Origin of the sequence: Secundilactobacillus hailunensis (assembly GCF_005405185.1) — a bacterium.
Lineage (GTDB): Bacteria > Bacillota > Bacilli > Lactobacillales > Lactobacillaceae > Secundilactobacillus > Secundilactobacillus hailunensis.
In genome coordinates, this window is record NZ_BJDO01000031.1 from 1 (window position 1) to 23665 (window position 23665).

The window sequence follows — 23665 nt, forward strand, 5'->3', positions numbered from 1 at the left end:
TTGAAGCTTAGTCATAAAAAATCACCTCATCATAATTGATAAGGTGATCATACTGCGCCGTTAGACGCATTCATAGACGTTCGGTTATAGTGTGCTTACGAATATTCAACAGCTTAGCACGCTTAATATCTGCCACAGTCTTAGTCCCAGCTAACTGCATCACGATCTTCAGTTCGTTGTTCAAGTGTTCAAAGACGGAGAAGACCCCATCGGCGCCACCTAAAGCCAGTCCATAAATTGCGGGACGGCCGATACCAACTAGATCAGCACCCAGCGCAAGGGCCTTAAAGACGTCTGATCCACGGCGAACCCCTGAATCAAAGAGAACAGGGACTTGATGGTTAACGGCCTTGGTAACACTTTCTAGCACATCAAAACTAGCAGGACCGCCGTTCAGTTGCCGGCCACCATGGTTCGAAACGTAAACGCCAGCAGCCCCAGCGCCAATTGCGTAAAGTGCGTCTTCGGGAGACTCAATCCCTTTGACGATGACTGGCAGATCAGTGTAGTCGATAATGCGCTTAACGTCTTTGGGACCAATCTTTTGAGCGGCAGCAGCGTAAATTTCAGAGATACCTTTACCCTCGCCGTCGCCTTGGCTGAACTTAACTAAGTTAGCCATTGGAAGTGGAAATTGGAATTGATTCACAATATCCGCTTCACGAAAACCACCAATAGTGGCGTCAACCGTGAGAATAATTGCTTTAACGCCGGCCTTTTTTGCTTCATCCAAAATAGACTTGTTGAAGTCCCAATCCTTACTCATGTAGAGCTGGAAGAATTGGGGAGCACCGCCACCACCCGCGGCAACGTCTGCGATTGAAGCGGAAGAATAAGTACTTTCGGTCATCAGCGCACCGGCTTTAGCAACCCCCTTAGCGGTATCAGCTTCACCTTTGACGTGGGCTAAGCCTTGCGCGGCAGCCGGCGCCATCATAATGGGCATTTTTAAGTTAATGCCGAATATGGTAGTGTCCGTTTGCGGTTTTTCAATGTTACTTAACGATCTAGGCACGATTTGACGATGCTGAAAAGCCTTCCGATTTGCCTGCAAAGTAAATTCATCTTCAGAGCCGCTAGCGATATAACCAAATCCGCCAGCCGGAATGATCTTTTTAGCTTCGGTTGCCAATTGCGTCAGATTCAAAATGTTGAGTATCTTTTCGTTCTCGTTTTGTTTGTAACCATTTGTTATTGCCATAATTATGCCTCCAATGAAGCCGATGAGTTGAAGCCAATGAGTTGTAAACGTCTTTAGTTTATCGGCCCGTAGTGAGGTAGTCAAGAATTATGACACCGCTTACAAAAATGCTAACTGTTAATCGCTAGAATAACGATTAACGGTTGATATCATAGATGCCGATAGCGCTTAAAGGATGCGAAATCTTGGTCAACTTGTTTAACGTAAGCGGTTGTCCAACTTTGAATCGCATTGTCAAATTTTTCGGAATGGCCAGTATAGCCAAGAATCATACCAGCAGTAGGGCTTTGCGCATGGGCAATGCCCAATACCCAGGCACAGGTCTTGGCATAGGCATCAAACTGGTCCCAATCAAGGGCTGAAAGGTCGATTGACGCCTTCATATCACGGAATTGACGAACGTAGAAGCTCTTTTTTTCCGTGGCAAAATAGCCCAGAAAGGCATCAGAAGCAGATTGAAGAATTTGCTGACAGTCAACGATTCGCTTACCCTCGTTTTGCTCGTACTGAACGTTTTGAACATTTTCCTGATCCGCTAATTGACGATGGGGCAGGGCTTCTTTAATTTGCAGAACTAGGTGTGAATCATCAGTTCCGGTCAGTAACAGTAAGTAGCACAGTGAACCAAAGCTACCCACCCCGACACTGTGGCGGACGATATCGGTGACGTGATACTGTGACAGCATTAAACTGACGTCGGGTGCCAAGGATTGCCGGTATTGACTCAGGTATTTGGTAATGTGCTTGGTCACCCGATCTTCAACGTGACGCGTGCGTGGCGGATTTTCCTTAAAGGCGATTTGACTGGCACTGTCCGTGACCGTAAATTTACGAACGACCTGTTCAGAATCTCGTTTACCGGCCTTATCGAGAAATTTTTTGAGCTTTTTAGTCTGCGTTTCTTTCAAGGGAATGGTACTTAAGACTGTTTCTACGCTGTTAACAGGGTAGAAGCGGTTAAGTGCAGTTTTTTTAAACATCTCTTGGAGACTTTCACGATAGGTCTGGCTAAGTGCTTTGACTAGCGTTGTTAATTCTTGATCATCAAATGAATGTTCACGGCCGGCTAATAAAGCGCTGACGGCTAACCGCTTAAGGTCCCACTCAAAGGGGCTAATGCCGGATTCATCGAAATCGTTCAGGTCGAATAACAGCTGCCGTTCCGGTGAGCCAAAGAACCCAAAGTTACCAATATGGGCGTCACCGCAGCTCACCGCGTGAATCGGTGAGTTAGATTGATGCGCGAGATCATACTCCATGAGTTCTGCGGTACCGCGAAAAAAAGTAAAGCTGGACTGACTTACCCGCTGAGTCCGTTCCGGAAGCAGCTCGGGAATTAGAATAGCGCGAACTTCATCCATTAATTGATTGGGATCACGATCTGTCGCGGTGTAGTGGCCGAGCTCTTCAAACGGATACGCTGTCCGTAATTTTTTGCCAAATTTCTTTTGTTCTTTCAACGATTGCTGTACGAATAACTGACTAAAATCAAACGGTTTAACACTCATCACAATTCACCTCAGGGTTATAATTACGTCTAGTTTAACACTTGGGAAGCCAGGTGTAGTTGCATAGGGTCCGTGATGATACACTGCAAAAGGATCTGAACAATGATAAAATTGAAAGGGCATTCAAAACTGCCGAAATTTAGAATTGTTTAGTAAAATTTTTACTATTTTGGGCCATTTAGTTCTATACTAAAAGCGAAGACATAAAAGAGAATGAGTCATTTCAATATAAAATTACGAGGAGTGCGATACGATGACTTGGCAAGATAATTATCAAGTATGGAAGAACTACCAAGACTTAGATCCAGCCCTAGCACAAGAACTAGCTGATATGGCGGGTGATCAAGAAGCCCTAGAAAACGCCTTTACCAAACCAATGGTCTTTGGGACTGCTGGCATGCGGGGCTTAATTGGTCCCGGTATCGGTGAGATGAACGTTTATACCGTGGGTGCCGCTGCTGAAGGGTTAGCCCGGTTTATGGATACGTTAGATGATAAGGACAAGCAGCGCGGGGTTGCTATCAGCTTTGATTCACGGTATCACTCACGGGAGTTTGCCCACCACTCAGCACAGGTCTTGGGTGCTCACGGGATTCCAAGCTTTGTGTTTGATGATATTCGGCCCACACCAGAACTATCATTTGCCGTTCGTCACCTGCATACGTACGCTGGTATCATGATTACCGCCAGTCATAACCCGAAGCAGTACAACGGGTTTAAGATCTACGGTCCCGATGGCGGTCAAATGCCACCAAAGGCTGCCGATCAGATCACTGAATACGTTAACAGTATCGATAATATGTTTACCGTTAAAACGTTCAAGGAAACCACGCTGCGGAAGCAAAACTTGGTTCACATTATTGGTGAAGATGTCGACGAAGATTATTTAGCCGGTGTTAAGGCCGTTTCCATTAATCCGAAATTAGTTGATGAAGTTGGTAAGGACATGACCTTGATCTACACCCCATTGCATGGGACTGGTCATATTATTGGCTACCGGGCCTTAAAAGATACTGGCTACAACCACTTTACGATGGTTAAGGAACAAGCCATTGCCGATCCTGAATTTCCAACGGTCGTTCACCCTAATCCTGAATTTCCAGAAGCTTTCAATATGGCAATCAAGTTAGGTAAGAAGGAGGGCGCTGACCTGTTAGTTGCCACCGACCCAGATGCTGATCGGTTAGGTGCTGCTGTGCGGATGCCAAACGGTGAGTATCAGCTGATGACTGGTAACCAAATCGCTTCGGTACTATTAAACTACATTTTAAAGGCTAAGCAGGATGCTGGAAAACTGCCAGCTGACGGTATGGTCGTTAAATCCATTGTTTCCACTGAATTAGCCACTAAGATCTGTGAACACTATGGTGTCAAGATGGTCAACGTTTTGACCGGGTTCAAGTACATTGCCGAACAGATCAAGCTGGCTGAACAAAACCACGACCACACCTTCCTGTTTGGGTTTGAAGAAAGCTTTGGCTACCTGATCAACCCGTTCGTTCGTGATAAGGATGCGATTCAATCAACGATTCTGTTGGCTGAAGTCGCTGCTTATTACAAGCAGCAGGGCTTAACCTTGTATGACGGGATTCAGCAATTGTACAAGACGTATGGCTACTACAAAGCCAAGACCACTGCTAAGGAATTCGATGGTGTTGATGGGGCCGATAAGATGGCTGCCATCATGAAATCGTTACGGGATTCTCACCCAACTGAGTTTGCCGGTGTTAAGGTTGAAACGACTGATGATTATCAGACTCAAGTTGCCACTCATCAAGATGGCAGCACTGAAAAGCTGACTTTGCCCGTTTCCAACGTTTTGAAGTACTGGCTAGCCGATGGAACTTGGATCGCTGTTCGGCCTTCAGGGACTGAACCTAAGATCAAGTTCTACATTGGGACTAACGGTAAGACGGATGCAGCAGCTGCTCAAAAATTAGATGACTTTGAAAAAGCTTTGACCCAGTGGGTTAAAGACTAATTATTAAGTAAATCAATAAAAGCAATTCAATTTAATCAAATCTGACTAGATTGGATTGCTTTAGTTGTCCCGTCAGAGTACGGTAGCTTGGCATGGGTCGATATTGTACAATCCTGAACACGCCGAAAGATTGATTTAAAGCTAAAGAAAACGATTTCATTTTTCATTGACATTGGTCTGAAATTAGGTTACGTTAGAGGTAGTAAAAATTTAGTAAAATTAGTGGAGGCATAATTATGGATTATCAAAGCTTAAAAGATGAATTTAAGAAAGCTTTTGGCTACGAAGGTGATCGGGTATACTTCGCACCAGGCCGAATCAATTTAATTGGTGAACATACTGATTATAATGGCGGTCACGTTTTCCCTTGCGCAATCACAATGGGAACTTACGGTGTCTATAAAGCACGTGAAGACAACCAAGTTCGTGTTTATTCCGCTAACCTTCCAGATGCCGGCGTTTTGACCTTCCCAATCGACAAACTGGATTTTGATAAAAATGATAATTGGGATAAGTTCCCACGTGGTGTGATGTACGAAATGGCTAAGCAGGGCAAGACCGTGGATCACGGGTTTGACCTCTTCGTTCATGGTGATCTGCCAGATGCATCCGGCCTTTCATCATCAGCATCAATTGAATTGTTGATCGGTAACATTTTAAACAAAGAGTTCAACTGGGGCGTTGATCAATTGACTCTAGTTAAGAATGGCCAAGCCGTTGAAAATGATTATCTCGGTTTAAACACCGGTATCATGGATCAATTCGCCATTGGCATGGGCAAGAAAGATCAAGCAATTTTGCTGGATACCAACACCTTGAAATATCAGTACGTTCCTGTTGAATTAGGCGATAACGTGGTTGTGATCATGAACACCAACAAGCAGCGTCAATTAACAGATTCGAAGTATAACGAGCGTCGTTCCGAATGTGAAAAAGCCGTTGCATTGCTCCAAAAGGGCGGCGTCGACATCAAGACGTTGGGTGAACTTTCACAAGAAGAATTTGATAAGGAAGCTTACTTGATCAATGATGATACGTTGATCAAACGTGCCCGTCACGCGGTCATTGAAAACCAGCGGACATTACGTGCTCAAAAGGCATTGAGTGCCGGTGAACTTGAAGAATTCGGTAAGTTAGTCAACGCTTCACACGTTTCATTACACTATGACTATGAAGTTACTGGTAAGGAATTGGATACCTTAGCCGAAACTGCTTGGAAGCAGCCCGGTGTTCTGGGTGCCCGTATGACCGGTGCCGGATTTGGTGGCTGTGCCATTGCCATCGTCAACAAAGCCAACGTTGATGACTTCATTAAGAACGTCGGTGATGTTTACAAGAAGGAAATTGGTTATGCAGCTAGCTTCTATGTTGCAAGCATTGCTGATGGTCCTAAGGAAATCACAGCTTAATAGAATTTAAAAGAGGTTTTAAAAAAGCGCAAAGCAATTAAATTTGCAGAGCGCTTTTATATCGGAAATGAATTAAAGAGAAAGCTATGGAGGTAATCTTTTATGACAGTTGTTGTATTAGGTGGTGCGGGCTACATTGGTTCACACACAGTTGACCGATTAATTGAAAAGGGGTACGACGTGGCAGTGATCGATAATTTGATCACGGGCCACCGGGCAGCGGTCAATCCTAAAGCCCGTTTTTACCAAGGTGATATTCACGACCGGGCCTTTTTGGATGAAGTCTTTAACAAGGAAACTAACGTGGAAGGCGTTATTCACTTCGCGGCCTTTTCAATTGTGCCGGAATCAATGAAGGATCCATTGAAGTACTTTGATAACAACACTGGTGGTATGATCACCTTGCTTAAAGCAATGCGCGATCATAACATTAAGCGGATCATCTTTAGTTCAACGGCTGCCACCTATGGCGAACCAAAACAGATTCCAATCAAGGAAACTGATCCACAGATTCCAACGAACCCATATGGCGAGAGTAAGTTATGCATGGAAAAGATCATTCACTGGTCTGATCTAGCTTATGGTATCAAGTTTGTTGCGCTGCGTTACTTCAACGTTGCCGGTGCTAAAGCTGACGGCTCAATTGGTGAAGATCACCATCCAGAAACCCACTTGATTCCAATTATTTTACAAGTGGCTGCTGGTGAACGGACTGGCTTGAAGATCTTTGGGACCGACTATCCAACCAAGGATGGGACTAACGTTCGTGACTACGTCCATGTTGTGGACTTAGCGGATGCTCATATTCTGGCACTGGAATACTTGAAAGCCGGCAATGACAGCAATGCCTTTAACCTTGGTTCATCAACTGGATTCTCTAACAAAGAAATTTTGGAAGCTGCTCGCAAAGCAACTGGCAAAGAAATTCCTGCTGAAGATGCACCCCGTCGTGCCGGTGATCCAAGCACTCTGATTGCTGCTAGTGACAAGGCTCGTAAGGTATTGGGCTGGAAGCCGCAGTATGATGACGTCGAAGAAATTATCAAGACGGCTTGGAACTGGAAGACGTCTCATCCAAAGGGTTACAATGACCGAGGTGAAGCTTAAGATGACAGAAACTGTTAGTAAGTTTGTTGATGCCGTGATCGACAGTGGCACCTATCAGCCGCTTGACCGCATCTATGTCACTAACCGGGTTTTAGGCTTAGTTGGTGACGGTGCTGCGGTTGATGCCAAGAGTGATGAGCTATTGGATATTGTGGACGCACTGCTGGAAACGGCCGTTAAAAACGGTAAAATTGAAGATGGTCAATCTGACCGTGATATTTTGGAAGCTGAATTAACTGATCTGCTGACACCAACGCCAGCCAAGGTTAATCAGAAGTTCTGGAATGAATACCAAAAGTCACCTGAAGATGCCACTAATTTTTTCTATGATTTAAGTCGTAAAAATGACTATATTAAGACGCGTTCGATCGCCAAAAACATTGTCTTTAATGCACCGACGCAATATGGCGATCTCGAGATCACGATTAATTTGTCTAAGCCTGAAAAGGATCCTAAGGCCATTGCTGCAGCCCGGACACAGAAAACTAATACGTATCCGTTAAGCCAGTTGGCCATTGAAAACGAAGGTTACCGTGGCCGTTTGGGCTATCCAGCTCGGACAAACCACCGGGTGATTCGGTTGGATCTGGGCGGTGAACCTTGGGGCTTCCAATATTCACCGTATGCTTACTTTAGTGAACACGCGATTTTCTTGCTGCAAGCTCACCGGCCAATGCTGATCAATCAGCATACGTTTAGTAACTTGCTGGAAATCGTCCGTCTATTCCCACACTACTTCGTGGGCTCCAATGCCGATCTGCCAATTGTTGGTGGCTCAATGCTTGCGCAGGATCACTATCAAGGTGGCCGGCATGATTTTCCAATGATGAAATCACCAATTGACCGGAAAATCAAACTAGCCGGTTTCGATGATGTGGACGCGGGTATCGTAAAGTGGCCAATGTCAACGATTCGGCTTTCAGGTGATAAGCCTGAACCCCTGATCAACGCAGCGACAGCTATCGCTAACAACTGGCAGCACTATGACGATGAATCAGTAGACGTCCGTGCTTATACTAATAACGAACGGCACCATACGGTAACACCAATTGCTTATCGTCGTGGGTCTAAATTCGTATTGGACATTGTGCTGCGGGATAACCAAACCTCTGAGAAGTACCCAGACGGCATTTTCCATCCGCATCAGGATGTACAGCATATTAAGAAGGAAAATATTGGTTTGATCGAAGTGATGGGTCGGGCAATTTTACCAGCTCGGCTTAAAACTGAGATGCAAGAAGTTAAACACTATGTCTTGGGCGAACCCAACAAGATGAAGGATTATCACAAGACTTGGGCTGATCAGCTGAAGGCTAATAACCAGTTTACTGCTGATAACGCTGATAAGATCATTGATCAGTCGATCGGTAACGTCTTTGCCCGGGTTCTCCAAGATGCTGGTGTCTTTAAGTGGGATGATGCAGGCCAGGCTGCGTTTGACCGGTTTATTGCCCAAATTGGGTAAACTATAACATGAAGAAGGGGAAGCATCGGTTATGAAAGTCACGTTGAAAGATATTGCTCAAAAAGCGGGTGTTTCCCTGTCCACCGTCTCTCGAGTCCTTAACTATGACACGACACTATCGGTTAGCGATGACACGCGCCAGCGCATTTTTGAAATTGCTGAAGAATTGAACTACACCAAAACCAAACGGGTAACGCAAGTACCTGATACCTACAAAATTGCGGTCGTTCAGTGGTATTCGATCAATAAAGAGTTAGATGATCTTTACTATATGAAGATTCGCATGGAAATTGAAAGGCGCAGTCAAGAACTGCACATTCAAACGATTCCGGTCTTTCAAAATCAGGTTTCTGAAATCAGCAAGGACGTTGATGGTATTATTGCGGTTGGCAAATACAGTCAGGCACAGGTTGAAGAATTAAGTGCCATTAGCGATAACCTCGTATTTGTGGACTGGGACGAAATGAGACAGGGGTTTGACAGTATTGTCACCGAATATGCGCCAGCAGTGCTAAAAGTTATCGATTATCTGTTGCCTAAAAGTCAGGATCTAGGAATCATCTATGGTTCAGAGTACACTACCGATGGCGTGCTTAAGATTCCAGATCAGCGTTTTAAGGCGTTTAAATCAATCATGACGGCCAGAAAGTTGTTTAATCCCCGGTTTGCTTATGAGGGTAATTACACTAATCAGTCCGGCTATGAAATGATGAAACAAGCGATTCATGATCTCGGCGATGAGCTGCCGCACGCTTTCTTTATCAGCAACGACCCGATGGCGATTGGCGCGCTAAAGGCGTTAGGTGAAGAAAACATTGCCATACCCGACCGTGTCAGCCTGTTTAGTTTTAACGATACCTCGGTAGCCAAGTACGTTTATCCAGAGCTCAGTGCCGTGCACGTTGCCACGGATCAAATGGGCGTGAGTGCGGTTGAGCTAATGAAAACGCGCTTGGAAAACGGGCGGGAAGTCCCGCTAAAGGTCATTGTTGCGACTAAACTAATGATTCGTAAGAGTACGCGCTAAACTGAATGTAACTAAATTTCAGATATAAAAACCCTAGTTAGGCTGTTAGCCAAGCTAGGGTTTTTATTTTTGACTAATTTTGCTGATAGGTGAGTTTCACAAGCCAAAAAGTTTTGACGGCCAGATGTTGGCGAGACACCAACATGAATTTAACCCGTTTGTGAATGCATAAAAAATGTTGCAAACAATCCGGACTCATGTTAAATTAATCACTCAATTAATTAAGCTGTATTTTGTGATTTAGCAAAATTAGATTTAAAAAATTTAAAAAAATCAGGTATTTTTTTAAAAAAGTAAACATTTTCGGCTAAAATGCAGTATAATGAATGTGACTTAAATAACAAACAAATAAAACATGAAACGAGTCATTAGATATCAGGATTGACTGAAAGGGGACTGTCATTATGATTAAAAAACACCGTAAAGTATTACTAGTTGGTGACGGCGCTGTTGGATCATCATTTGCTTTTTCATTACTTCAAAATTGTGGGATCGATGAATTGGTAATCGTTGATCTTCAAAAGGAACACGCTGAAGGTGATAGCCTTGATTTGGAAGACCTGACACCGATGATGACGCCAGCTCAGATTCGAACTGGTGAATATTCAGACGCTGCTGATGCAGATATTGTTGTGATCACAGCGGGCGTTCCTCGTAAGCCAGGCGAAACCCGTCTGGACTTAGTTAACAAGAATACCAAGATTTTGGAATCGATCGTTACCCCAGTCGTTGACAGCGGCTTTAACGGTATCTTCGTGGTATCAGCTAACCCAGTTGACATTTTAACTGCTTTGACGCAACATATTTCTGGCTTCCCAAAGAACAAGGTCATCGGAACTGGGACTTCATTAGACAGTGCCCGGTTACAAGTTGCCTTGAGCAAGGAATTTGACGTTAACACTGGTGAAGTCGACGCTTACATTTTAGGTGAACACGGTGACAGTTCATTTGCTGCTTATGATGAAGCAACAATTGCTGGCAAGCCATTGTTAAGCTTACCCAACGTTGATCTTGACCGTCTAGCTCAAATCGAAGACGACGTTAAGAAAAAGGGTGGTGCAATTATCAGCCGAAAGGGCGCAACGTTCTACGGGGTTGCCGTTTGTCTGATGAAAATCTGCCGGGCCATTTTGATGGATGAAAATCTGGTACTGCCAATTTCAGCACCAGTTAACGGCCAATATGGTCTAGAAGATGGTTATATCGGCTCACCAGCAGTAATCAACGGCAGCGGTATTCGCCAAGTCATTGAAGTGAACTTGACTGACGAAGAAACCGTTAAGATGCATGAATCAGCTCGTAAGATGAACGAAGTCTTATTAGCTGCTGAATAGTGAACTTAAAATAGTCATTATTGAACGAGTTGGGTAGGCATTTGCTGACAACTCGTTTTTTATTGAGGTGTGAAAAATGAAATTTACAACAAGTGACCATATCAAATTAGACTTTACTGATGAGGGTGACGGCCAGCCGGTCTTGCTGCTAAGCGGTATCGGCAGTTACCGTGAGATTTGGGCCCCAACAGTTCAGTTTCTATTAAATGCGGGTTATCGGGTCATTAATTTAGACGCTCGCAATCAAGGGGCTTCGCAACGGACGCTGAAGGGTCGCCGGATGAGTCGGCACGCGCTGGACGTTAAGGAGCTGTTGGATTGGCTGGAGGTTCATGATGTGGTCGGTATCGGCAATTCAATGGGGGCCAGCACGCTGTTTGCGTACGCGTCACTGTTTGATAGTCAACGGTTTAGTGCGTTTGTTGATGTCGATCAGAGCCCCAAGATGATCAGCGATGAAACGTGGTCCTTTGGTTTTAAGAATCTAACCTGGGAGAATTTCCCGGCAGTCTTAAAACTGCCGATGGGGTCAGCAACTGTGACGCCAGTGTCAGAAGAGGTCCGGACCAGTGTTCAAGCAGCTCGACAGGCACGTCCTTACGACACAGAACAGAATTACGCTTGTTTAGTGGACCATGCTTTTCAGGATTGGCGGGACGTTTTGCTGCGACTGCCGATTCCATTGTTGGTGATCGCGGGTGAAAAATCACCTTACTTTAATCCGCAATTTGCTGCAGCCACGGCTCAGCTTGCACCTCAAGGACAGGCACAGATCGTTAAAGCTGCCGGTCACATTGTAATGGCGGAACAGCCAGCGCAATTTAATGAAGCGTTATCGACATTTCTACAGGATTTAGATAAGAAACAAACTCACCGGTCAGTCCCGGTAATGTGAACTACTCGTCACTAAAGTAATGAGCTTCTAGGAATACCGCTGACTTACACAGCATTCTACGAATGGCATGCAGCGGTTACGGCTATTTACTAAGGCACGTTCCATGCCAGATAGTCTTTTAGACGCTAAGTTACGCAGTCGTTTGTAAGATATTGACTGCGGCATTAATGTCCCTATCGTGATTGACACCACAATTAGACCGATACAACGGTGAACGTCCAAGACGTTGATTCATCTCGGCATTAAAATACCGAGTTTTTTCAACTGACGCCACTTATAAAAAACAACAGGTGTGCAGTTTTTGGCTGCACACCTGTTGTTTTTTATATTCTGAGACCAAACATCCGTTGACCCCTTTTTGGTTATGAACGATCCATTTCAATTAAAACTCGGTTTGCAACGGATTCATTAGTAACAAAGTCCGTTAGCAGACCACCGCGAATCGCACCCAGTAAAGCCCGACTCTTGAACTTACTCTTAACGATGGCAAAGCGATGCGGGACGGTTAAAATCACGTCTAGCGAGGAACCAAAGAGCTTATCCTGCCCAGTATTTAGAATGTGGCCATAGATATCATATGGGCGACCATATAACATTCCGGCAACGTTATCGGGATCAATACTTCCCAAAATTTCATCACGATGATTACGCCAGAGCGGAATGGAGTCGACTGAGGCCAATGTCCCAACGCCGGCAAATAGCAGATCCATTTTAGCCATGGTCGTAAAAGCGGGTACCAACGCGGGTTCTTCTTTTAATGTTGCACGAGTTGAATCATTAATGATATAAAGTGGGGCCGGAATTGTTCGAAAGCTGGCGCCAAACTTAGCGGCTGCTTTTTGCACTAACGGCGTCGCACCCAGGGTGGAGTTGTACTTTAAATTATCGCCCATGTACTGCGTAAAGACGAGGTCATCTAAGATCTCAGACTGAAAGTGGTTGATCACGTTGGCAACTGTTCCGCCCCAGCCAACACCAATAACGTTACTGCGGTGCAGCATATCCTGAATTTCTTCCGCCGCAAATTCCACGACGTTTTCATAATCTTCATTAGTATTGTCAGCATCTTTTAAAATAAACGCGTTCTGCAAGCCAAACTGCTTTTTAAAGCGAGCCTCCAGTTCCATATTACGGTCAATGGGGGCGTTGATCGAGATCTTGACTAGACCGTTAGCTAAAGCATCATCTAAAGCTTTAGTGATCAGGTAACGGCTAAGGTCGTATTTTTTTGAAATTTGCGAAATGGTTAATTTAGATAAGTAGTAATCACGGGCAATATTAGCAAGCTGTTCGCGAGACTTCGTGTTTTCCAAGTGAATTCCTCCTATAAGAATCTGTCCGACGGGTTAATGTGCAATGTTCGTCTTGTTTTTCATAAATGCGGAATTCAAACTCGGATTCAACATTGATCAGGTTATTTTATGACTTACTCCTTATCATAGCATGTTCAACCCTAAAAATTCATTTTTTTGAAAACTTTTGTCAGAATAAAAAACGTTATTTTAAATATTTAAAAAATCTGATTTATATTTGAAAAAGTTAAAGTATCGGTGTAGACTATAAGAGTAGAAGAGTTTGATAATAAAATCACAAGTGTCAGTTTGAAAGGAATGGTGCGATTGACAGATACTAACGAGATTTTAAAAGTGCATGAGGATCATACGGGTGTTTTAGACATCCAATCTGACCTTGGTGTTCATAACAAAGCTGATTTAGGCAAAGCGTACACCCCTGGCGTGGCAGTACTTTCAAAGTTAATTGCCAAACACCCAGAGTTAAAAAATAAGTATACGGTCAGTGGTAAGCTAGTGGCTTTGATCACTGATGGATCCGCTGTTTTGGGTCTAGGTAACATTGGCCCGGCTGGTGGGTTGCCAGTGATTGAAGGCAAGGCCTTATTGTATAAAGACTTGGCTGGTATCAACGCCATCCCAATTGCCGTTAATCAAGAATCACCTGAAGAAATCGTTAAAACCATTCAAAATATTTCGCAGTCCTTTGCTGGCATTCATTTGGAAGATATCGCAGCACCAAAGTGTTTTGAGATTGAAGATGCATTGAGTCAAACACTCAATATTCCGGTGTACCACGATGACCAGGAAGGTACAGCCATCGTTGTACTGGCTGGATTAATTAACGCTGCTAAGGTGGTCGGTAAGAGTCTAGACTATCTCCACGTTGTCATCAACGGGATCGGTGCTTCTGGTTTAGCAACGGCTAAGCTATTATACGCGGCCGGCATCACCCATTTGACGCTGGTTGACGTGTACGGTGTCGTAACTGCCAACGATTCACGCTATAATCGTTACCAACGAGAATTTGCTGCCCAGATTGGAACCAGTGACGATCAAAAGGGACTTAAATTAACGGATGTTATGGATGATCAGGACGTCTTTATTGGCCTTTCTGATCAGCATCTATTATCCGGTCACGATGTTCAACGCATGGCTCAGGATCCAATCATTTTTGCGTTAGCCAACCCAGTTCCTGAAATTGAACCGGAGGAGGCTGCTAAAGCCGGTGCTAAGGTAATTGCGACTGGCTCTAGCCAGCATCCTAATCAGGTCAACAATATTTTAGCTTTCCCAGGTTTATTTAAGGGCCTGCTAGCTAGCGGCATTACTCACGTTGATGCTAAGTTGCAATTAGTTGTTGCTAAAGCACTTGCTAGCGTGGTTCAAACACCTACCGCGGAAGAAGTTGTTCCCGGCGTGTTTAACGAACAAGTGGTGGCTACGGTCAGCCAAGCCGTTGAAGATTATGCGGACGACCAAGATCAGCAGAGAGAATTGGTTACGGAGGACTGATATGGACAACCAAATTGTCGATTTATATTTGAACGACCCTAAAGTCAAAAAAGACTGGCAAGCCTTTTTGACCAGTTTGAACATTACTAATTTTGCCGCTAATGAAGTTGATCAAATCGACTACACGATTGGTATTTATAACGGCGATGATTTGGTTGCCACCGGATCAGTTGCGGGTAACGTGCTGAAATACATCGGTGTGTGCAACAAGGGTGTCACTAACGGTTCGCGTTTTAACGCCATCGTTTCTGAACTGGTCAACCGCCAATTTGCACAGCATGTCTATCATTTATTCGTGTTTACCAAGCTCAAGTACAGTGAGAGTTTTCAGCATATTGGCTTTAGCGAACTGGCTCATTCAGATGAGGCGGCATTTTTAGAAACTGGCAGCCCAGATGTGAACGATTTTCTGGCCGAGATTCCTCGAGTCGATGATCAAAACGACAAGCAGGTTGCCGGCATCGTCATGAACGCCAATCCGTTTACGCGTGGCCATCGTTACCTAGTGGAACAGGCGGCCAGTCAAAACGATTTGGTTTACGTGTTCGTGGTCAACACGGATGCGTCCTTATTTACCACCACGGAACGGTTCCAGTTAGTTCAGGCGGGTACGGCCGATTTGGACAACGTGATCGTGGTTGACGGTGGCGACTACATGGTCAGTTACGCCACTTTTCCAGCCTACTTCCTAGCATCGCCGGATCAGGTGGTAACTTATCAGACCACGTTAGACGCCCGTATTTTTAGAAACGTCATTGCGCCAGCGCTGAATATCAAAACACGCTACGTTGGGTCGGAGCCATTATCGCGTACCACCAATATTTATAACGAAGTGCTCAACCGGGAATTACCACCAGCAGTTCAGGTAAAGGTAATTGATCGGACACAGACACTCACAAGTGATCAGCAAGTGATCACCGCAACACAAGTCAGACAGTTCATCAAAAATGGTGAGCTGAGCAGTTTATCAGATTTTGTGCCTGAAACGACTGCCCAGTTTATCCAAAATCATTTAACACCCCTACAAAAAAGGATTCAGGAAGGAATGAACATTGATGGAAATTAAAGAAACAGCTGTTGCTGGTACTTTGGAATCATCAGATATTCAGATTATGATTTCTAAAGCAGCAACCGGGATTCAAATTGATTTACAGTCCGATGTTGAAAAACAATTCGGCGACCAGATTCGTAAGGTCATTACAACGACGCTGAATAACTTGGATGTTACAGCAGCTAAGGTTAAAGCAGTGGATAAGGGTGCGCTTGACTGTGTCATTAAAGCACGTACTATCGCGGCAGTGCAACGCGCTAGCCAGACCACTGATCAACCAGCGTGGGAGGTATTATAATGGCTGAAAATGAAGAACGTTTACGTCGTACAATGATGTTTGTCCCGGGTAATAACCCAGCAATGGTGAAGGACGCCGGTATCTACGGTGCCGATTCCATCATGTTTGATCTGGAAGATTCCGTTTCAATGTCCGAAAAGGATGCTGCGCGCGTTTTAGTATACGAAGCACTCCAGACCCAAGACTACGGCAACGCTGAATTAGTTGTCCGGGTCAACGGTCAAGACACACCTTACTATGCTAACGATGTTAAAGCCATGGTTAAAGCCGGTATCGATGTCATTCGTTTACCAAAGACCGAAAGCCCAGCAATGGTTCACCAATTAGAGGATGATATCTTAGCCGCCGAAAAAGAATTTGGCCGAGAAGCCGGTTCTACTCATTTAATGGCTGCTATTGAAAGTGCTAAGGGTGTGTTAAACGCTCCTCAAATCGCCGCTGCTTCCGACCGGATGATTGGGATCGCACTTTCTGCAGAAGATTACACCACTGATATGAAGACCCACCGTTACCCTGATGGTGCCGAATTAGTCTTTGCCCGTAACATGGTGCTTCACGCCGCTCGTGCAGCTGGTGTGGCTGCCTTTGATACGGTCTTTACTAACATGGACGATACTGAAGGCTTCTACCGTGAAACTGAATACATTCACCAACTTGGCTTCGATGGTAAGTCACTGGTTAACCCTCGTCAAATCGCAATGGTTAACAAAGTTTACGAACCAACCGAAAAAGAAGTGCTGAACGCCAAAAACGTGATCAACGCTATCGAAGAAGCACGTCTGAAGGGTTCAGGTGTTATCTCGATGAACGGTCAAATGGTTGACCGGCCAGTTGTATTACGGGCTCAACGTGTGATGCGGCTTGCTAAGGCTTCCAACCTAGTTGATGAGGAGGGTAATTACATTGAAAAATAGTGTTAATCGCGACTTACCAGAAGATGTTATGAAAGATTTGAACTACAAACCATTCGAAACGACTGAAATCGGCCACCCTGAAATTCAACGGGTCGCTCCTAAGGTGCACGTTTCAACCGGTGACGATAAAGTTGTTACCTCAATCAAACAAGTGATCAAAGATACCTTAAAAGACGGCATGACCATTTCGTTCCATCACCATTTCCGGAACGGTGACTTTGTCTTTAATACGGTTATGCGTGAGATCATTGATGCCGGCTATAAGGATCTAACCTTGGCACCTTCATCATTGACTGGCGTGATGAACGATATGGTGATCGAAGCTATCAAGGCGGGTACTATCACCAACATTACCAGTTCAGGTATGCGCGGCTCATTAGGTGATTTCGTGTCACATGGTGGTTTAAAGAACCCCGTTATCTTCCGTTCACATGGTAACCGTGCCCGTGCTATCGAACACGGCGACATCAAGATCGACGTTGCTTTCTTGGGTGTTCCTAATGCGGATGCACTTGGTAATGCCAACGGTATGGAAGGCGATGCAGTCTTTGGCTCATTGGGCTATGCCTTAATGGATGCGCAATACGCCGACAAAGTTGTCTTACTGACTGATAACATCGTCAGTTACCCCAACACGCCAGCTTCAATCAAGCAGACCCAAGTGGACTACGTGGTTAAAGTTGATAAAGTAGGGGATCCAGACAAGATTGGTTCTGGCGCCACTCGTTTCACTAAGGATCCTAAAGAATTGAAGATTGCCTCAACGGTTAACGATGTGATTGTTAACTCACCTTACTTCAAGGATGGCTTCTCATTCCAAACCGGTTCCGGTGGTGCAGCCTTGGCCGTTACCCGTTACCTGCGTCAAGCCATGATTGACAACAAGATCAAAGCTTCATTTGCTTTGGGTGGTATTACCAAGCCAACAACTGATCTGTTAAAAGAAGGTTTAGTCGACAAAGTCATGGATGTGCAAGACTTTGACAAGGGTGCTGCTGATTCCATGCACACCAATGCCAACCAACAAGAAATCGATGCGTCATGGTACGCTGATCCTGACAACAAAGGTGCCATGGTCGACCAATTAGACGTTGTTATCTTGAGTGCACTTGAAATTGACACTAAGTTTAACGTGAACGTGATGTCAGGTTCTGATGGCGTTATCCGTGGTGCCATTGGTGGGCACCAAGATGCCGCAACTGCTAAGTTGACCATCATTTCAGCCCCATTAGTTCGTGGCCGTATCGCTACTGTTGTCCCAGACGTAACGACGGTTGTTACCCCTGGTGATTCAGTTGACGTTTTGGTGACTGAATACGGGATTGCCATCAACCCTAAGCGTAAGGATCTTCAAGAAGCACTTGGTAACTTACCTGGTGTGCCAGTTTACAAGATTGAAGATCTGCAAAGATTGGCCGAACAAAAAGTGGGTAAGCCAAAGCCACTTGAATTCACCGACCGCACTGTTGCCATGATCGAATACCGTGATGGCTCAATCATTGACACAGTTAAAGAAGTTAAAGACTAAATTTACTCGTTAGACAATTCTCTGAAAGGACTGAGGTTATGGTCGCCATATTTCAAACGGGTCAGCCACAGACAATCACCGATGTGCTGGATAATCGGGATGCGCGGGTTGCACTGCAGCAGCAATTGCTAAAACAATCCCCAACGCAAACACTGATTGCCATTAAGCTGAATATTCCTGGGCCAATTAAAAATAATGATCAGCTTCGGCGGTTATTTTCAGCTGGAATGAACCGGTTTTATGACCAGCTTAAGGCGCAGACACGGCACTTTAAAACGGTGGCGCAGTGGGATAAACCAACCGGTAATGAACTTTTCATGACGGTTGAACTGGACCCAACAGCCGTTAAAAAATTAGCGGTTGAATTTGAAGACCATGACCACCTTGGCAGATTGTTTGATGTTGATGTGATGCACGCCGGCAGTTCGCGGGCACTTTCTCGGTCCGACTTTCAAATGCCAGTCCGAAAATGTCTGCTTTGCAACCGTGAAGCTAAGGATTGTGCGCGTTCTAGACGCCATTCTGTTTTGGAGTTACAACAGCGAATCAGTGAGATCTATAATGCTGAATTCAACTCTGATGGAGGACGTCAATGATGGACGAGACTCAAAAGACCACCTTGGTCAGTGATGCTTTACGGGCGTTGTTATATGAAGTGAGTGTTAACCCTAAGCCAGGACTAGTGGATCCCGTTTCTAGCGGGCCGCATCCCGACATGGACGTTTTCACCTTCATCGACAGCGCGGTCAGCCTACGACAGTACTTTGACCGTTGCGCGACCCATGGCGCAAACTTTCAAGGCGATGACCTGCACGACCTGTTTTTAGGCATTCGGCCCGATGGGGTGGTTGCCGAACACACGATGTTTGGGGCCACTGAAGGGGTCAACACGCATAAGGGTGCTATCTTCTCATTGGGCATTCTTGTGACGGCGGATGCTTATCGCGTGGATCATAGTGAATTCTCGCTACCAGATATTGTGAAGGCAATGCTGAAAGATCTGACGGTGAATGATTTTAAAGGCTTAGATGATAAGTCGCCCGAAGCGTTAACCGCTGGTGAAAAGCAGTATTTAAAATACGGTATCAAGGGTATTCGCGGTGAGGCTGAGGCGGGTTTCCCAACGGTGATGAACGTGGCGTTACCAGCGTTACGGAAACACCAGGGAACTAAGAATCAGCGTTTACTGGATACGCTAATGACCATTGTCGGCAGCACGGTGGACACTAATTTGGTGAAACGCGCGCAGACTGACTCCGTGGTCGACTGGGCGCATCAGCAGTCACAGCATTACTTTGTTCTAGGCGGCAGTCGAACCGTTCAGGGAATGGCATTTCTTAACGAATTAAACGATGTTTTCACTGAACGTAACCTTAGTTTAGGCGGATCAGCGGATTTGCTGATTTTGACAATTTTTATTGGGCTGCGTGAAGAGATTATATAGCGTGTGATACAACTTGGGTTGATTCCAGAGTATAACAAAGAAGCGTCGAGTTCCCTGGGTTTGGGGAGCTTGACGCTTCTTTGTTATACGGCCGGAATCAGAGTTGTAGAGCAGGTTTCAGTAAAAGCGGAGTCAACGTCCAAATGAACGTTGACTCCGCTTTTCATTTACCTGATTAATCAGTTGCACTTTTAGCCAGTTCATCGATCTTATCAAAGAATGCTTCAGCATGGACGTTGGTAACAAAAGTAATGTCGCGACCAGTTTCAGTGATATATGTCCGGCCTTCAGCTGGCGCATGGTCAATTACCGCACTTTTAACCGATTTTGAATCCACTAGTTCAGGGTAGTCACTGACCAAAGTGGTTAAAACGTCCCAGAGATAGTAAGTGGAGTTGGCTTCAAATGAGTGGACCAGTGAGTAGCCTTGACCGATGAGATCAAGGGCAGGGTAGCGGCGCTGTTTTGCCCAGCGGGTGCGCAGATCCTTGGTCAACGGAACTTGATCAGTGCTGTCTAGGCCGACCATCGTGATTTTTAATGGTGAGGTCCAAACGCTCTTAACTGCTTGGGCATCCCAGTAAGCGTTCCATTCGACCGTACCATCTTGGCCGGGTTCGGAAACGTTACCTTGGTTGTTCATGGTACCGCCCATCCAGTACAATTGTTCAATGTTGCCGGCGATAGACGGATCGGCTGTTAACGCGCGAGCTAGATCCGTTAACGGGCCAGTCATTACTAGAGTAACTGGTGTATCGGAATGCTTGATGGCATCGACCATATCGAGATGGGCCGGTTTCTCTGCCAACGGTGTTTTGGGTGCACCATGTTCATTTAGTATCGGAAAATCGTCAAATGAAAAGGCACTTAACCGCCATTCTTTGGGGAATTGGTGTGCTGGTCGAGAGTTAGATTTCGCAACCGCTGCCGGTTTACGACCAGCATGTCCGAATAAATCGATAATTTTTCTGGATGCTGAGGAAGCAGGATCAACGTAGCCGTCAGCATCGATGACACCGACACCGATTAAGTTAACATCGGGCATTTGCAGTAACAGCAGGAGTGAAACGAGATCGTCAACGTTACCATCATGATCAAAATAAACATTGTGCATAAGAAAAGGCCTCCACCTATTTTTAAAAAATACTACGCAAAATTCAGCCGATAGTCAAGAATGAAGAATTCTATAACAAACAACAGCTAAGCTCCCGTTTAGAAGGGAACTTGGCTGTTGTCATAAAACTCATTTTCAGAAATCACCAAATTTTAACGCGGTCGGCCGGTGCCTTGTACATCTTGTCACCGGGTTGAATGTCAAAGGTACTAAAGAAGTCATCCAGGTTTTGAACTTGCACGTTGGCGCGCAACTTGGATGGGGCGTGAACGTCAATGGACAAGAGTAGTTGTTCCCGTTCTGGCGTAGCCTTTTGACGCCAGATCTTGGCCCAGTTGAGGAAGAAGGCGTTCAAATCTACGTCAGGTTCACCTTTAGCTGCTTCGAGGGCACAGGATAGGCCACCAGCGTCAGCGATGTTTTCAGATACAGTAAGCTTACCATTGACCTTTTGACCGGCGTATGGCAGACCGTTGAATTCTTTGATCATGTTCTCAGCTAATTCGTGGAAGTGCTGATTGTCAGCTTCCGTCCACCAGTTATTCAAGCTCCCATTTTCATCAAATAACGAACCGTTATTATCAAAGGCATGGGAAATTTCGTGTGCGATGACTGCACCAATGCCACCGAAGTTCTCGCTAGACGATTGCTTAAGACTGTAGAATGGGGCTTGCAGAATCGCAGCGGGGAAAACAATGATGTTATAGAACGGGTGGAAGTAGGCGTTGACGGTGTCCGCACTCATTTCCCAGCGAGTTTGATCAACTGGCTGGTTCCAACGAGCAAAGTCGTCTTCGTTACGGATGCGGGTGAAGGTCATCAGATTTGATAACACACTGCCACCATCACTTGCAGGCGTGACTTTGAATTTGCTGTAAAGGGCATCGATCTTATCAGGATAACCGACTTGAATTCCCAGCTTATCCAGCTTTAAAATCGCCTTTTCACGGGTTGCTTTACCCAGCCAGGTGTTGTTGGCTAACCGTTTCTTATACACGTTGACCATTTTAACGACCATGTCATGAACATCTTGTTTGGCAGTCTCACCGAAGTATTTGCGGCCATAGTAGTCACCAACAACTTGGTCAAAGACACCAGTAGCGAGATCATAGGCTGATTTCGCCTGACTACGGGCTTCCTTACGACCACTCATGGCTCGGCTGTAAATGGTGCTGGCCTGACGCTGTTCTTCGGTTAAGTAGCCAGACAGGCCCATAACAGCCTTAAACAGCATCCAGCTCTTCATCATCTGGAAGTGATCAGCAGTTAGCAAATCATTCAGTGCATCGAAGTAGGCTGGCTCAGTTGCGATGATCTTTTCTGGGGTACCGTGAACTAAGCTAGTAATTGCTGTTTTCAGATCGAGTTGATCAGTACTGTTATCAATCTGATCCAAGGTACGTGGGTTATACATCTTACTGTAGTCCGCACCTTCTTCAGCTGATTTCACGTGTGGCGCAATCAGTTTATCAAAGGCGGTTGCCTGTTCGATAATTTGCTGAGCCTTAGCATCGCCGAAACCGGCGAGTTTGAACAACTGCGCCATCATCTTTTCAAGGACGGGCATCAGTTGTTTAGCCGCCTGGTTATCCTTATCGTAATAAGTCTTGTCGGGTAAGAACAGACGGGGACCACTAGCAAATAAAGCGTAGTTATGTGAACCCTTCATATCAGAATCGATATCCAGTGAAAATGGGGTTGGCAGACCAGTTAAAATCCAGTCAGCCAGCTGATCACTAAGATCTTGATAACTATTGAGTGCTTCGATGCGGTCAAGGTAGGGCTTTAACGGTGTGCTACCATCTTGTTCACGCTTATCAAAGTTGCTGACCAGTTCATAGAATTTCTTGAATTCACCCATTTCAGCGTTTTGCGGCTTTAATTTACCTGCTAATAAATCCTTAAAGTCAGCCATTAAAGTCTTTTCAATGCTATCCGAGAGATCGGTAAAGCCACCAGTCGTTGAGTGGTCACCTGGGATAGTGGCGGTTTTCAGCCATTCGCCATTGACGGCGTCGTATAAATCAGTTTTGATTAAACTATGATCAATTTTATCTGCCATTTGATAGCCTCCATATTATTAGACTGGTTTCATTATACTGCATACTGCATTTAATGCGGGTAGAAAAAGACGGTGCTAAAGTCGTTGATTACTTTAGCACACGTCAGATTTACGATAACTACCCAACCATTATTGACTGATAGTTAGTTTATTCAAATTGTGAAGCTCTTAAACCGGTACGCTAAAAGCAAAATGCAAACGGATCGTGAGTCGGCCTTCAGAAAGTTGATTTCAGCTTAAAGCTTCCACCATTTTTTCTCGATGACGGTCACGTCGTTTAAATCTCCCAATTCAAACTTTTCGATATCACCATTGTGCGTCAGGTAAAATACACCGTGACTGGGAGAAGTATTTACCATTCCCGTGACAGCTTGAGACCGGCTTAATGTCAGCTTAATGACCCAGTTGTGATGGTAAGCTTCCGTGATTGTTGACGATAGATTCTGTAATGTCTGTTGCATTGATATTCCCCCGATCCAAAAACTCAGACTCTATTATAGGGAGCCAAAATGTGGAATTC

At 45.1% G+C, this 23665-nt stretch carries 20 protein-coding genes; 14 read left to right on the forward strand and 6 right to left on the reverse strand.

Features of this window, described 5'->3' with window-relative positions; translation table 11 throughout:
* Positions 1 to 70: 70 nt before the first annotated feature.
* On the reverse strand, positions 71 to 1201 hold the full coding sequence (locus tag FFM73_RS08590) for a lactate oxidase (protein ID WP_137631347.1): 1131 nt from the start codon (positions 1199 to 1201) through the stop codon (positions 71 to 73).
* Positions 1202 to 1350: 149 nt separating this feature from the next.
* On the reverse strand, positions 1351 to 2709 hold the full coding sequence (locus FFM73_RS08595; RefSeq protein ID WP_137631348.1) for a DUF2252 domain-containing protein: 1359 nt from the start codon (positions 2707 to 2709) through the stop codon (positions 1351 to 1353).
* A gap of 253 nt (positions 2710 to 2962) precedes the next feature.
* Here FFM73_RS08595 and FFM73_RS08600 point away from each other — a divergent pair, with 253 nt between their 5' ends.
* From FFM73_RS08600 to FFM73_RS08630, 7 genes are all read left to right on the forward strand, one after another.
* Entirely contained in the window at positions 2963 to 4690 is a 1728-nt protein-coding gene (locus tag FFM73_RS08600; RefSeq protein WP_137631349.1) for a phospho-sugar mutase, read from the forward strand.
* A gap of 236 nt (positions 4691 to 4926) precedes the next feature.
* Positions 4927 to 6099, forward strand: a complete 1173-nt coding sequence (locus tag FFM73_RS08605; protein WP_137631350.1) for a galactokinase — start codon at positions 4927 to 4929, stop codon at positions 6097 to 6099.
* A 102-nt stretch (positions 6100 to 6201) separates the two neighbouring features.
* A complete protein-coding gene (gene galE, locus FFM73_RS08610) occupies positions 6202 to 7206 on the forward strand; it encodes a UDP-glucose 4-epimerase GalE (RefSeq protein ID WP_137631351.1) in 1005 nt (334 codons plus the stop codon).
* A gap of 1 nt (position 7207) precedes the next feature.
* A complete protein-coding gene (locus FFM73_RS08615; protein ID WP_137631352.1) occupies positions 7208 to 8671 on the forward strand; it encodes a UDP-glucose--hexose-1-phosphate uridylyltransferase in 1464 nt (487 codons plus the stop codon).
* A gap of 31 nt (positions 8672 to 8702) precedes the next feature.
* Positions 8703 to 9698, forward strand: a complete 996-nt coding sequence (locus FFM73_RS08620; RefSeq protein WP_137631353.1) for a LacI family DNA-binding transcriptional regulator — start codon at positions 8703 to 8705, stop codon at positions 9696 to 9698.
* A gap of 404 nt (positions 9699 to 10102) precedes the next feature.
* Positions 10103 to 11032, forward strand: a complete 930-nt coding sequence (locus FFM73_RS08625; RefSeq protein WP_137631354.1) for an L-lactate dehydrogenase — start codon at positions 10103 to 10105, stop codon at positions 11030 to 11032.
* Positions 11033 to 11108: 76 nt separating this feature from the next.
* Entirely contained in the window at positions 11109 to 11927 is an 819-nt protein-coding gene (locus FFM73_RS08630; protein WP_137631355.1) for an alpha/beta fold hydrolase, read from the forward strand.
* 362 nt (positions 11928 to 12289) lie between these two features.
* Here FFM73_RS08630 and FFM73_RS08640 read toward each other — a convergent pair whose 3' ends face one another.
* A complete protein-coding gene (locus tag FFM73_RS08640; protein WP_137631357.1) occupies positions 12290 to 13240 on the reverse strand; it encodes a sugar-binding transcriptional regulator in 951 nt (316 codons plus the stop codon).
* 297 nt (positions 13241 to 13537) lie between these two features.
* Here FFM73_RS08640 and FFM73_RS08645 point away from each other — a divergent pair, with 297 nt between their 5' ends.
* Genes FFM73_RS08645 through citG form a run of 7 tightly spaced genes read left to right on the forward strand, consistent with a single transcriptional unit; the run spans position 13538 to position 19969 of the window.
* Entirely contained in the window at positions 13538 to 14734 is a 1197-nt protein-coding gene (locus tag FFM73_RS08645) for an NAD(P)-dependent malic enzyme (RefSeq protein ID WP_171001255.1), read from the forward strand.
* 1 nt (position 14735) lies between these two features.
* Positions 14736 to 15800, forward strand: coding sequence for a [citrate (pro-3S)-lyase] ligase (gene citC / locus FFM73_RS08650; RefSeq protein WP_137631359.1), 1065 nt, complete (start codon positions 14736 to 14738; stop codon positions 15798 to 15800).
* Positions 15790 to 16083 (forward strand): citrate lyase acyl carrier protein, encoded by a 294-nt coding sequence (citD, locus tag FFM73_RS08655; RefSeq protein ID WP_137631360.1) that lies wholly within the window; start codon positions 15790 to 15792, stop codon positions 16081 to 16083. The genes citC and citD overlap by 11 nt, the downstream gene beginning before the upstream one ends.
* Entirely contained in the window at positions 16083 to 16997 is a 915-nt protein-coding gene (citE, locus tag FFM73_RS08660) for a citrate (pro-3S)-lyase subunit beta (RefSeq protein ID WP_137631361.1), read from the forward strand. The genes citD and citE overlap by 1 nt, the downstream gene beginning before the upstream one ends.
* Complete coding sequence (citF, locus tag FFM73_RS08665; protein ID WP_137631362.1) at positions 16987 to 18525, forward strand: citrate lyase subunit alpha; 1539 nt, start codon at positions 16987 to 16989, stop codon at positions 18523 to 18525. The genes citE and citF overlap by 11 nt, the downstream gene beginning before the upstream one ends.
* A 38-nt stretch (positions 18526 to 18563) precedes the next feature.
* On the forward strand, positions 18564 to 19121 hold the full coding sequence (citX, locus tag FFM73_RS08670; protein WP_137631363.1) for a citrate lyase holo-[acyl-carrier protein] synthase: 558 nt from the start codon (positions 18564 to 18566) through the stop codon (positions 19119 to 19121).
* Positions 19118 to 19969: a triphosphoribosyl-dephospho-CoA synthase CitG gene (gene citG / locus FFM73_RS08675; RefSeq protein WP_137631364.1), complete on the forward strand. Its 852-nt coding sequence runs from the start codon at positions 19118 to 19120 to the stop codon at positions 19967 to 19969. The genes citX and citG overlap by 4 nt, the downstream gene beginning before the upstream one ends.
* Positions 19970 to 20144: 175 nt before the next feature.
* Here citG and FFM73_RS08680 read toward each other — a convergent pair whose 3' ends face one another.
* The 3 genes from FFM73_RS08680 to FFM73_RS08690 form a co-directional block, all read right to left on the reverse strand.
* On the reverse strand, positions 20145 to 21083 hold the full coding sequence (locus FFM73_RS08680) for a nucleoside hydrolase (RefSeq protein WP_137631365.1): 939 nt from the start codon (positions 21081 to 21083) through the stop codon (positions 20145 to 20147).
* Positions 21084 to 21225: 142 nt separating this feature from the next.
* Positions 21226 to 23145: a M13 family metallopeptidase gene (locus tag FFM73_RS08685; protein ID WP_137631366.1), complete on the reverse strand. Its 1920-nt coding sequence runs from the start codon at positions 23143 to 23145 to the stop codon at positions 21226 to 21228.
* Between the two features lie 236 nt (positions 23146 to 23381).
* Positions 23382 to 23606, reverse strand: coding sequence for a hypothetical protein (locus FFM73_RS08690; RefSeq protein WP_089135981.1), 225 nt, complete (start codon positions 23604 to 23606; stop codon positions 23382 to 23384).
* Positions 23607 to 23665 lie beyond the last annotated feature (59 nt).

Bases quoted from the DNA above. Each gene is read 5' to 3' on its own strand.
- FFM73_RS08590 (WP_137631347.1), bottom strand. From the start codon at position 1,201: ATGGCAATAACAAATGGTTACAAACAAAACGAGAACGAAAAGATACTC.
- FFM73_RS08595 (WP_137631348.1), bottom strand. From the start codon at position 2,709: ATGAGTGTTAAACCGTTTGATTTTAGTCAGTTATTCGTACAGCAATCG.
- FFM73_RS08600 (WP_137631349.1), top strand. From the start codon at position 2,963: ATGACTTGGCAAGATAATTATCAAGTATGGAAGAACTACCAAGACTTA.
- FFM73_RS08605 (WP_137631350.1), top strand. From the start codon at position 4,927: ATGGATTATCAAAGCTTAAAAGATGAATTTAAGAAAGCTTTTGGCTAC.
- galE (WP_137631351.1), top strand. From the start codon at position 6,202: ATGACAGTTGTTGTATTAGGTGGTGCGGGCTACATTGGTTCACACACA.
- FFM73_RS08615 (WP_137631352.1), top strand. From the start codon at position 7,208: ATGACAGAAACTGTTAGTAAGTTTGTTGATGCCGTGATCGACAGTGGC.
- FFM73_RS08620 (WP_137631353.1), top strand. From the start codon at position 8,703: ATGAAAGTCACGTTGAAAGATATTGCTCAAAAAGCGGGTGTTTCCCTG.
- FFM73_RS08625 (WP_137631354.1), top strand. From the start codon at position 10,103: ATGATTAAAAAACACCGTAAAGTATTACTAGTTGGTGACGGCGCTGTT.
- FFM73_RS08630 (WP_137631355.1), top strand. From the start codon at position 11,109: ATGAAATTTACAACAAGTGACCATATCAAATTAGACTTTACTGATGAG.
- FFM73_RS08645 (WP_171001255.1), top strand. From the start codon at position 13,538: ATGGTGCGATTGACAGATACTAACGAGATTTTAAAAGTGCATGAGGAT.
- citC (WP_137631359.1), top strand. From the start codon at position 14,736: ATGGACAACCAAATTGTCGATTTATATTTGAACGACCCTAAAGTCAAA.
- citD (WP_137631360.1), top strand. From the start codon at position 15,790: ATGGAAATTAAAGAAACAGCTGTTGCTGGTACTTTGGAATCATCAGAT.
- citE (WP_137631361.1), top strand. From the start codon at position 16,083: ATGGCTGAAAATGAAGAACGTTTACGTCGTACAATGATGTTTGTCCCG.
- citX (WP_137631363.1), top strand. From the start codon at position 18,564: ATGGTCGCCATATTTCAAACGGGTCAGCCACAGACAATCACCGATGTG.
- citG (WP_137631364.1), top strand. From the start codon at position 19,118: ATGATGGACGAGACTCAAAAGACCACCTTGGTCAGTGATGCTTTACGG.
- FFM73_RS08680 (WP_137631365.1), bottom strand. From the start codon at position 21,083: ATGCACAATGTTTATTTTGATCATGATGGTAACGTTGACGATCTCGTT.
- FFM73_RS08685 (WP_137631366.1), bottom strand. From the start codon at position 23,145: ATGGCAGATAAAATTGATCATAGTTTAATCAAAACTGATTTATACGAC.
- FFM73_RS08690 (WP_089135981.1), bottom strand. From the start codon at position 23,606: ATGCAACAGACATTACAGAATCTATCGTCAACAATCACGGAAGCTTAC.